Origin of the sequence: Micromonospora sp. CNB394, from assembly GCF_000374985.1 — a bacterium.
Classification (GTDB): Bacteria; Actinomycetota; Actinomycetes; order Mycobacteriales; family Micromonosporaceae; genus Micromonospora; species Micromonospora marina.
The window spans coordinates 93,894-105,974 of record NZ_KB895845.1; the positions used below are offsets into that span (position 1 = coordinate 93,894).

Sequence of the window (12,081 nt, forward strand, 5' to 3'; positions counted from 1 at the left end):
GAGGGTGGCGCGGTGGGTCTGCCCTTACGTTCCCGTCACGTCGCCCGCGGACGCGGTCGCCGCCTCGTGGACCTCCGGTGGCCCGGCGTTCTCGTCGACGTCGACCAGTTGCGCCTCGGTACCGTCGGGTCGTACCGGTTTCCGGAGGATGACGTTCCATCCCAGACGGTCGTCGAGATCGCCCAGGTCGCCGCTGATCCAGTAGAAGTCGGCGGCGGTGATCGGATGGTCGGTGACCGGCGTGAGGTGGACGTCGATCGTCGGACCGGGGGGTGGACTGATCCGGTGGCGGGCCTGGTCGGCGAGGAGCGCCAGCGGTACCGCCATGGGGTCGGTGTCGGTGGTCGGTGGGTGGCCGGGCGGCGAGGGTTCGAGGGCGGGGCCGGCGAGGTAGGCGAGCACGATCGCGCCGTCGACGGGGGCGAGGGGAATCTGCGGGTCGACCCCGGAGGTCACCCAGACACCGGCGTCGCGATGCCGGAGCGCGTCGAGGGCGAGCCGGATGCGCTCGTCGTCTCGCTGCTCAGCGATGTTGAGGTCCCCGAGTCCGACACCTGGGGTGCGGGTGCGGTCGAGGATCCGCATGAGCCGGACGGGAAGGTCGGGGGCGTTCTGGTCGATGTTCATTCCGGCCACCCAGGCGACGAGGTCGGCGGCGGCGCCGGGACCGGCGGTGAGGTCGCCTGTGGGTTCGAGCAGCCGCAGGGCCCGGTGTGCGGCGGCGAGCCGGCTCGGGCCGAAGGTGCCGATGCCGTAGGCGCGGGCGGCGAGGAAGCCGGCGGCGAGCAGGTTGCGCAGGGCGGTCGGGCCGGTGTGGCCCAGTTGCCCGGCCAGCTCGGTCAGCGCGGCCGTGGCGCTGGCGGGGTCGCGCTCGGTCGCCGGGGGCGCGGCGACGTCGAGCAGGGCGTCGATGAGGTGGTAGGGGGTGAAGGTGAGATCGTGACCGGGTACGACGTCCAGCGGCGGGAAGGGGTGGGGGTGGGAGTACCCGTAGGCGGCCATCGGGTCGGGCAGGCCGGTGACGGTACGGGCGAGCTGGACGTCCTGCGGGGACACGGCGTGTACCAGGTCCCCGGTGAGCTGCAGTTGGGGCGGCTGCAACTCGGGACGGTGGACCCGGGTGATGCCGGTGTCGACAGCGCCCTCCTGTGTGGCGAAGGTCCGGGAGACCCACATCCCGAACTGCCAGGCGGACCAGGGAGTGTCCTGGGTGGGGACACCGATGACCACCCGGGGGTCGTCGTCGGCGATGACCGGGGTTGCGCCCGGCGGCCCGATCCACACCCGGTGGCCGATCGAGACGAGTTCCCAACCCTGGTACACGTCCCACCGTCCGTTGCCCAGGTACGGCATGTCGTGCACGGGGGTCAGCAGGGTCGGAGCCTGCGGCGTCGGGTGGATCGTGAGGTAGTGGGCGAAGGCCGGCGCAGTGGCGGTGTGCAGCCGGCTGTGCGGTACGAGATGGTCGACGTGGCCGCCCTCGGTGTCGGTGACCAGCGCGGGAGCGGCGGCGAGTACCTGATCCGGTCCGAGCAGCCCGGCCAGGTGCACCGCCTGGCCTGCGGTGATCGGGGAGGCGAGTACCAGCTCCACCAGAACCCGCGGTGGAAGCTCGGCCGTGAGGTGCTGGAGGATGCGCTGGGCTTCGGATCGGTCGGCGATCGAGATCACGAGCATCGGTCGGTCCGGGTGCGGCAGCCGATCGGGGCGGGTGCCGGGCGCGCCGGCCGGCCGCAGGTGACTGCCGGCCGGGCCGAGACCGTCGAGCTGGTAGCCGGACGGAGGCACCAGCCGGGTGACCGGCGTGCCGCTCCAGTCCATCACGGAGCCCAGCGACTCGTACCGCAGCTGGGTCAGGTACGCCTGCATCTCCATCGGCAGCGCGGTGTACTTCGGGTGGGTCATCTCGAAGCGCGCATCCAGCAGCGCCTGGTTGCTGCGGGACAGTCGCTGCATGACCCGGGCGGAGAACTGGTACATCCCTCGGGCGGCCGAGACCCGGGCGTCGGCGCTGTTGCGCAGAACGCGGAGACTCTGGTCCTCGCCCACCTGCATGTCGTTCGCCGCGACGCTGTTCCATATCCGCCGCATAGCGGGATACCGTGGGTCGTCTGGCGACCGCGATTCCCACAGTTCGGTCTGAACCTCGGGACGGGGGGTGACCTGGCCCGCCGCCGCGGCGTCACCGGCCGTGGTGGCGAGCAGTTGAGCGATCACCGTCATCTGTTCGAGGTGGGTCAGTTCATGCACGAGCGAGGTCATGACCTGGTCCACCGGAAGGTCGGCCCGGAGGAACACCTCCCACGACTGCCGGTCGAAGGCGCCCCGGCGTTGTGGGTCGTTGCTCATCCGGCGGACGGGCGGGGCGCCGATCGCCGTGGTCATGGCATCGGCGATCTCCCGGTACGCCTCGAGCGGTAGCCGACTCCGATCGTCGACGCGCGCGGCGACCAGCCGGCGTACCCGGGCGTGCAGGGCGGCAAGGTGGTCCGGATCGGCGGACCGCAGGAGCTGGTAGTCCGGCTCGGGGACGTGGGCGGGATCCTGCGGTGGCGGGCCGCTCGTCCGGGGGCCCGTCCCGGTCGACGGGGCGGTGGGGGCGAACGGGGCGGGGAAGGCGACGGTGCCCTCGGGCACCAGGGGCTGGTCGGTGGTGTCAGGGGACGGAAGCTCGTGGTGATGGACGGGCTCGCTGGCGGGTGGGTGACCGGTGTGCCGGTGCCAGGTGCCGGGTCGCGTGAGGTCGGGGCGGGGATGTCCGTCCGGGCTGTGCGTGGGCGACGCCGTGAAGATCCGGCCGGTCGGTGTGACGAACGCGGTCGCGGCCGGTGCGAGGACCGAGGCGACGCCGTCCTGGGCGGCGAGTTCCGCGGCGGGGCCGGTGATGTCGCCGCTGGTGTCGCACGAGATCAGGACGATCTCCTTGCCCTGGGCCCGTGGATCGGCGGCGATGACGGCGGCGAGCTGGGACGCGGTGATCGGCTCGCCGCGGACCCGGAGGCCGTCCCGGCCCCCGTGGGCGAAGACCAGGAACTGCCCGGGCCGGGCCGGCACCCTCGCCGCCGCTTCCCGGTGGTGCGTCTCCGTCTCGTCGAGCAGGGTCAGACCGGCGGGGACCGGCCCGGCCGTCGGTGGCGGAGGTGCCGGAGCCGGATCGGTACGCGCGGGTTCGGTCTGCGCCTGCGGGGGTGGTGGTTCGGCGTGCTTGTAGGGGGTGGGTGTCACGGGTTCGTCCGTCTGGGCGGAGATCCGTCCGGCGACGTTCTCCAGCCAGCGTTGGACGTCGGTGGGGTTGATGTCCTTGCGTACCTTGCCGGACATGTAGCGGCCCGACTTGTCGTTGACCGTCCAGGCTCCGGTCGTCGGGTCCCGGTGGAGTTCCCCGCTGATCCGGGCCGGGCCGGCGAGTGTTCTTCCGTCGGTGGTGAACCGCGCGCCGATCGTGGGGTGGCCCTGCTCGTTGATGAGGTCGCGTAGTTGTCGGAGGGTGAGGTCGGGGTTCTTCTCCCGCATCGCTCGGTGCAGGTCGTCGAGTTGCCGGTCGGAGACGGCGGTGAGGAGTTCTTCGCTGCCGATCCATATCTGGCCGTCCTCGGCGACGACGTAGTGCCAGTGCGCGTCCGGCCGGCCGGCCCAGATGAACTCGGTGAAGTCGGCCAGCGGCATGAGGGCCGGGTTGAGTCGGACCTGTTGGGTGCGGAGGTCGTCGCCCTTGACGCCCTTCTGGTCGCGGTCGCGTGGTGGGTCGAGTTCGAACGGTTTGACTTTCTTCGGTAGGACGGCGGGACCGTAGTCGTGGTCCAGGTCCGCCGGGGCTGTCGTCGTGGCGTCGACGTCGGTCGGCCGGACGTCGACCGGTGCCGGACGACTGGTGTCGACATCCCCTCCGACGTCCTGGACGGTGACCGCCTGGTAGTGGTCGCCCTGCCGCTGGACATCGATCAGGGGAGCGTCGTCGCGGCCGAGCGTGTGGACATGACCGGGCGCGTGAATCCGGATCCGGGCATCGAGAGCGGCGGCCAGCAGCCCGACGAATGATTCGCCGATGTCGTTGCGCCAGCGCTTCTCCCAGTTGCGTACCGCATCGGTGAGCGCGGCGAACTCCACGACGGTGACCGGCCGGGCCGGGTCGATCAGATGGTCCGCGAGTTGGTCGCGCAGGACCGCGTCTTGCAGGGACTCCACCGGGATGGTGACCCCGTGGGCGGTCAGGTAGTCGAACATCGCGCGCATCGACAGCGAGTCGTCGTGCAGGTCGCGCGGTGGACCGTCCGCCGACGGCTTGAGCGGCACCTCCTGCTCCGCGTGCGTGCGGGCGGAGTCGGCGTCCTGCCCCGACGCGACCAGATCGGCGGTGCGCTGCTCGACGTACCGGTCACGAAGGGTCGTGGCCGGGACGAGGTCGGGATTGCGGAGCGAGGTGACACCGGCCGACCTGAGCCGGTCGAGCAACGCCTTCCGGTTCAACGTGTCCACCTCGGCGCGGACCCGCAGGTTCCGGTTGAGCCGGTACGCCTGGATGGCCGTCCCCGGGATGCCGTCCCGGCCGACCGACTGCACGTACCGCTCGACCAGTTGCCGCAGTCGTTCCGCGGCCTGCCCCAACTCGGCGCTCTGCGGCACCAGGCCGTCGGGGTCGCGGGGCGCGTCCGGGCCGGTCAGGCCATCGAGCTGGGCGCGGACGGCATCCGGGTTCGCCAGCCAGGACCGCAGCACCGGTGTGTCGAGTCCGGCGGCGACGAGCCGGGAGCCGACCAGCTGCGGAGCGCTTCCGACGATCGAGTAGAGCTGGCAGCGTCCGTCCCCCGGCGTCGAGACGGTCTGGAGGCCCGGCCTCGGACCGGCCGGTGTGCGGGGCACGTCCCGGGACGGCGGGTCCACCTCGGGGGATCCGGCCGGTGGGGTCGGTGCGGTGGCGTCCTTCGTGGTGCTGGCTGCGGTGTTGTCGGTGTGGTGGGACGGTTCCGCCTCGGGTGGCTGCGGTGGTGTGGGTGGCTGCGGTGCCGGCTGCTGTTCGGTGACGGGTTCGGTCGGCTCGGCCGATGTGGTGGGTGGGGTGTCGGTGGGTGCGGTGGGTGGGGTGTCGTCGGCGGGATCGTCCGCGCTGTCCGGCACGTCTTCGATCCGGCTGTCGTCGAGGTGGTGGACGTGGTCGGCGAGCCGCTGCGCTCCTTCGGTGTCGACGGCCGGTGCCACCCCGAGAAACCGGCTGCTGAAGTCGTCCACCAGCTGGTAGTGCCGCTGGGCCAGATGCCACCAGTCCTGCCCCGCCTGGTCCCAGGCGTCGCCGAGTCCGGGCAGCACCGCCTCGTAGGTGGCCCGTGCGGTGCTGCCCTCCGGCGCCGCATAGGCATCGAAGCGGGCCTGGTCGAGCCGATCCGCGGCCGACACGAAGGCATCCGCCGCTTTGGCCAGCTCCGCCTCCCGCGCCGCGAGCTCCGCGAAGGCGGCCACCCGCTCGGCGGCCTCCGGCCGGGGCGTGCCGTCCGCCGGGATGTCGAGTGCGGTACGGGCGTCGTGCAGCCCCATCCGCAACGACACGGTGAGCAGCTCGGTCGGCTGCCCAACGCTGGTCACCGTGCTCGACGGAAAGGCCGAGTACGACAGGGCCACGTCGACCTCGACCCGGCTCAGGTAGTCGACCAGGGCCGACCGGCTCTCCGGTTTGACGTTGCCGAACCCGCCCGTGGTGCTGCTGCCGCTCTCGGTGGCGGCCTGCGAGTCGCCCGCGACGGCACCCGTACCGCCGCTCTCCAACGGCTGGTACGGGTCGTCGACGTTGCCGCGCCCCAGCAGCGGCACCCGAGGCCCCCGGAGGTCCTGGACCAGCGCACTCGTGCCGCTGCTGTACTCGCCGGCGTCCTGTACCGCGTGCTCGCGGTAGACCTTGGAGCTGACCCCCCGCAGGGACGCCGCCTCGGGCACCAGCCTGACGACGATCTGGGCCCGCTGGCCGAAGATCTGGGCGCTGGTCACCGGAGGTAGCTCGAAGCCGTCCGGGGTCAGCATCGCCGACACGGCAGGCAGCAGGATCTCCGGGGTGAGGCTCTGGTGTACCTGGTGGGCGCCGGCATAGCCCGGCAGCCTCAGCCGCCTGGCCGTGCCGGACAGCAGTCGCTCGACGGTGTCCTGCAACTGGGCGACCCGACCGAGGTCCTCGGCGCTGAACCGGGGCGGCAGCGGTAGCCCGTTCAACGTCCGCCAGCCGGGCGCCGGCCTGCCGGGGGCGTGGATCCGGTAGGTGTTCGGTCGCGCCGCGGGTGCGGTCCGTGGCAGGCGGACATCGTCGGCCCACCGGTCCTGGACGATCCGGTCCTCGACGGTCAGCAGGTCGCTCGCCACCTGACTGCCCCGGTCGAAGACCACCAGGGAGAACCTGACCGGCAGTGCCATCCGTACCTTGACCCCGCGAGCCGAACTCAGGTCGGACTGGACCGTGCTGGTGCTGATGCTCCGGGCGTTCTGCTCCTGGATGGCCCGTCCGACGGTGTCACCGGCTCCCGTCGCGATGTTCTCTCCGTGGTGGTTCGAGACTCCGGTACCGGCCACCCCGGCGGTGAAGAGATGCCCGTGCCGTCGGTGGCGTGTCTCCGCGGACCCGTGGGCGTACGTGGTCTTGATGTCCAGGTCGTTGTGGTCCGCGACGAACCCCATGAACACGGGGGTGCCGGTGGTCTCGGCGACCAGGCGGACCTCGCGCGGGTGCTGGCTCGTCCGCGCCGCCTTGACGTGCATGACGGACAGGCCGCCATCCACGAGCGCCGGCCAGTGCTGCCGTACGCCGTCGCGGCTGAACAGGTCGACCAGGCGGCGACGGTTCAACATGGTGTCGTCGATGCCGGGATCCGAGATCGAAGCGGAGATCTTGGCGGCGGCGGAGTCGCTGCCCCTGCTGCGGATCGCATCGAGTATCTTCCGGGCGGTGCTCCGGCCGTCGTCGGTCCTCGCCGCCTCGGCCTCCAGCGCGGCGGTCAGCCGTCCGGTCAGGTTCGGGGCCTGGTGGATGGTGTACAGACCGAGGCCGGGACCGTGGCCGGGAAGTAGGCGCAGCTCCGGCGGCGACTGCGGCATCCACGGTGCGCCCATGGTGCCGACGTCCCCGGCGAGTGGTCGCAACAGACCCAGGCCGACCACCGCCGGGGCGGAGAGGCGCAGGGCAACCGCGTTGGTGATGGTGCCGTGTCGCTGGACCGACTTGTGATGGTGCAGCCAACCGCCGCTGCGCAGCGCTCGCGGAACGATCCGGTAGCGCGCCGGGTCGGTCGTGACCTCCACGGAGGCCGATGCCCGCAGGTCGAAGGAGACGACGAAGGTCCGGTTCCTGCCGGCGCGGTTGTTGACGTTGCGTTCGATCGCCCCGCTGACGCTTTCGCTGTTCTGCTTACCCCCGGCGTACAGCAGTTTCTCGTGGCCGGCGGTGCCGAGCACGCCGCCGCTGCTGGTGCCGCCGGTGTCGGCGCCGAGCCGGCGGAGAGTGGCCGAGAAGAGGCTCCGGAACGCGAACTGGTCCTCCACCCGTCTGGACGCCCCCACCTCGGCCGACCCTGTCGAGGCGGTCTCGCTGAAGACGGGAACGTGTGCCGTCGGCACCAGTCGGGCTTCGGTCAGGGCCGCGGCGATGGCGATGTCGGTCGCCGCACCGTCGTCGGCGTTGGTGAGCCGGTCGACCAGCCACACGCCGTTCAACATCGACGACAGACCGTGGCCCTGCCGGAACTGGCCGATCCGGTCGAGCAGTGTCGCCCAGACCGGCATGCCCTCGATCAGGCCGTCGATGCCGCGTACCCCCCGTAGGTGGGTCCGGGACAGGGCACTGCCGTACTGCTGTGCCGCGCCGAGTGCGTGGGCGGCCAGCTTGGCGACGAAGGTACTGCCGGGCAGCCCTTCGATGGCCAACCAGTCGTCGACGTCCACCGTCGGCTCGGCGTCGACCCACTCCCGTAGTGCGGACTGTTCCAACCGGGTCCGTCGGGCGACGCCGAGGGGGTCCGGGGCCGGGGTGAGCGTCACCGGCAGGGAGAGTGGCGTGGCGACGACCGAGGCCGCGTCGAACTGCACGGTCACCGGCCGGGCCTGCGTCAGGCGGAACCGGGTGAACTGTTTGCCGCCGGCGGCGGTCACCTGCTCCCGGGTCGTCCGGACCACGCTGGTCGCGTCGGTCTCCCCGGCCACCGGGCGGGGCAGCCGCGGTCGCAGGACGCGGGCGAACCCGATCCGGGACCGGGAGTCGAAGCCGGGGCGGTGTGCGTAGGCGTAGACCGTCGCGGTGATCTCCAGGTCGGTGCCGAACGCCTCGGAGTCAGGAGTACCGCCGATCAGTCGGCTCTCGTTCCCGGCGAGCTGGGTGCTGCTCTGCCTGCCCACCCGGTGCCGATACTCGAACGCGCCGGCGGGGACGAGCGCGGTGCCTCCCACGCTGCCGACCAGCCGGAAGATGCCGCCACCCTCCACGGCCACAGCGGTACGCCACTGGCCGTCGGCGGAGAGCTTCTGTTCGGAACTGTCGATGTCTGTCGTCCGTACCGCGTCGTTCCTGCTGGTGCCCTTGTGGTCGAGGGGGCTGGTGTAGCGGCCGGTGACGTGCACCACGAGACGGGGGATGCCGAACGGCTTGGTCCGGCTCAGTTGGGCCACCAGCCCGCCGCCCAGCAGACTCTTCCTGCCCTGGCGGAGGCCGGGCACCGTCAGCACGCGGTCCAACTCGTTCTGGTTGGTCTGCCGCTCGGTAGCGGCCCGGCTGGATCCCATCCAGGAGACCTTGTCGGTCTCGCCGTAACGGGGGAGGAACCCGCCCGGGAAGCGGCGGACCAGGCCGGTCACGTCCAGGTAGAGCTGGTTGAAGGCGCTGAGACCGTAGGTGACGGCACGCGCATCGGTCAGCGCGTACGGCGGCGCGTGCCACTGGGTCGGCGACGGGGCGAAAGGACTCGCGTCATGCAGCAGCTGGGCCAGCCGGCTGGCGGGCAGCCGGCCGAGAACCACCATGTCCAGCCTGATCGGTTCGACTGTTCCGCGCTTCCCGAACGGGAGCCGCTGCAGTGGCACCTCGCGTACCCCGGCGTCGATGGTGACCCGGACCCGGGCCTCCACCAGGACGTTGGGGATGTCCTTGAACTCGGTCCCGATCCGGGACGCACCGCCACGGGAGACGGAGGTGATCATCGACCGTAGGAAGCCACCGAACAGGCGCCCCTGGACGTACGCCGGGCCGAAACTCCAGCGGGCGGGAATGGCCGACACTCCGAGACCGACCCGGCTCATCTGGGCCAGCTTCGTCGACCCGACCTCTCCCGGTTGCCAGCGGAACGAGGACTTGGCGATGTCCGCGGTCACCGACAGTTCCGTCACCGCCGCTGTGATCTTGACCGACAGCGCGTGGTTGCCGTGCTGGCTGGTGATCGTCGACGGGTGCCCGGCGGACTCAAGCGCCGGGATCAGGTTGCCCACCATCGAGGTCTCCTCGAGCATGCGGCGGCCCTGATCCGCGCCGACGCTGCCCGGCGGCACGGTCTTGGTGGGCTGTAGCCGGACCAGGGCGTCCTCGGCGACGTCGTTCCAGGAGTCGGTGGGCGGAACCCCCGACGGCAGGTCGATCCCGGCGCTCAGGATACGTGCCGGCGTGAAGTTCTCGACCAGCACCGACGTGTGCCGGGCCGGGTCGACGGGGACGGTGACCTGCCGGGGTTGTGCGTTCGCGATGTCGTCGACGCCGCGCAGGGTCAGACCCACCCGCACCGGATCACCCATGGTGCGGGTGGCCGGACGCGGACCGGTGAGCGACTCGTAGGGGTCGGTGACGACCACCTCGAAGTCAGCAGGCACCGACACCAGGTGAGAGCCGGAGCCGCTCCGTACGTTGTGCGAGTCGGTGAGCTTGACGCTGTCCTGGAAGGTCTCGCTCGGGCGCGACAGGGAGACGTCGACCGAGAAACCGCCCCCGAGTCCGACCCGCTGCGGGATCATGGTGCCGGCGCTGATCGCCCCGGAACTGCCGACGGAGGACGCCTGCTTCGAACCGTCGGACCAGTCGCTGCGGGTGTCGAACTTGGCCTTGTCCTCGGACTGGTCGATCACCTGCGCGTCCGCCGGGTTCCAGCGTGGCCGGACGGTGACCCGGTGCCAGCGGTGCAGGCCGTCGCGGAGGAAGAAGCTCCGGCCACCGGTGGTGAAGAACGACCGGAGCTCGTCGCGCAGCGCCCGCTGGACGGGCTTGGTGTCGACCGAAAGGTGCGACAGCATCGCCGCGATCCACGAACTCTCGGCCGCGCGCCGCCTCACCGCGTGGTGGATGCTCTGGTCGAGGCCGCTGACCAGGCTGTCCAGGTCGTCGACTGAGTCGGGTTCGTTGAGCAGGTCCGGCCGGTCCCGGTAGAGACCGCGCAGCGGGTTGTCCCCGGTGCGCGCCGTGGGCGGCACCGTGGCGACGACGACGGCGGAGGTGCTGTCGGTCTGATCGGTGTCGGCTGGTGGGTTCTGGTGGTTGTCGTCGGGGTGGGGTTCTGTGGTGGTGCCGGCTGGTGGGTTGTGGTCGTTCTCCTCGACGTTGACGACTGTGGCGGTGTCGGCGGCGGACGCCGGAGCGGTCGCGACAGGGTCTGCGGCCGGCGGTCGCTCGTCGAGTTCGATCTCTTCCACCTCGGGGATGGTCGGCAGGGCCGGCTCCCGACGCAGGGTCCACGCGACGTACCCGCCCGGGCTGCTGTGTCCCGGCACCTCCCCGACGGTCTGGTGCTGGCGTGGCGCGGGTGGGCTGCTGGTGGCGCTGCCGGTCAGCGGGTCCGGCGTCGGCAGGACAGGGTTGCGGGTGATGCGGCTGGCGGGTGGGTGCTTCCCGGAGTGTCGCCAGGTGCCGGGCCGGGTCAGGTCCGGGCGGGGGTGCCCGGCCGGGGTGTGCGAGATCGCAGCGGACAGGATGCGGCCGTCCGGGGTGGTCCAGGCAGTGAGTTCGGGGGCGCTGACCGCGGTGATCCCGGGCTGATCGCTCAGTCGGAGGTCGTAGTCGCCGGTCGCGATGTCGCAGACGGCGAGGACGATGTGCTTGCCGTGGGAGCGTGGGTCGCCGGTGATGAGGGTGGCGAGCTGCTCGGGGGTGACGAGCTTGCCGTCGACCACGACACCGTCGGGCGTGCCGTGGGCGAAGACCACGTAGTGGTCCGCGCGTGTGGGGTGGTCGTGCGCGGCGGTCCAGTTGTCGGTCTGATCGGGGTCGAGGAGCACGAGTCCGGCTGGCACCCGGGTACCCGCGGGGGGTGCGATGTGGGTGCCGCGGACCGGGTCGGCCGGCCCACGGGTCCCGGCGCCGGCGACCCCGGTGTCCGCGACAGTCGTGGCCGCCGCGCTGGACGGCGCGGATGGAGGCCGATGTCCCGGCTGGTCGAGTTCGGCTGTGACCCGCGTCTCTGCCTCGACGTTCACCGCATCGGTGCTCAGCTCGGCGGCGGAAACGACGGCTGCGGTGGGGGCCGCCACGGTCGTCGGGGAGGAGCCCACAGGGGAACCGGGCTCGTGCCGGAGCCGGTCCTCACCGTGGGTGGCGGGCTCGCGGGGTCCGATCGGAGCCGCGCCAACCGGCGCTCTGGCCGGTTCCGGGGCGCTCTGCGCCGGTGTTGGACCGGCGGCCGGGCGGTCCGCCGGAGCGACGCCGTCGGAATCGTCGTCCCAGGTGGCGTCGGTCTCCCTGCCCGGATCGTCGTCCCAGATCGAGCCGGTCTCGGAATCTGTATCCGCGTCACTGTCCCAGATCGGGTCACGGGTCCACGTGTCTTCTGCGTCAACCCCGGCCCCGGGATCCGAGGTCGAGGTCGGGCCGCCCGTCCAGCCGGGCGGCTCGGCAGGGGCGGTGACGGATTGGTCGGCCCGGGGTTGGCTCGGGACGGCGGCGGGTGCGGTCGGGCCCTCGATAGGTGACAAGCCGTCGACGGAGACCGCCGTCGGTGGCGCCGGTCGCGGGGCTTCCGCCGGACGCGCGGGATCACCGGACTGCGTAGGGGTGGTTGGGCTGGCGGTGTTGTTGGTTGGCGGGGTGGTTGGGCTGGCGGTGTTGTTGGTTGGCGGGGTGGTTGGGCTGGCGGTGTTGTTGGT

1 protein-coding gene is annotated in these 12,081 nt (G+C 71.7%); it reads right to left on the minus strand.

The annotated features are described in order from the left end of the window. Nucleotides 1–24: 24 nt before the first annotated feature. On the minus strand, nt 25–11,232 hold the full coding sequence (locus tag C569_RS30685; RefSeq protein ID WP_155945573.1) for a hypothetical protein: 11,208 nt from the start codon (nt 11,230–11,232) through the stop codon (nt 25–27). Between the last annotated feature and the right edge of the window lie 849 nt (nt 11,233–12,081).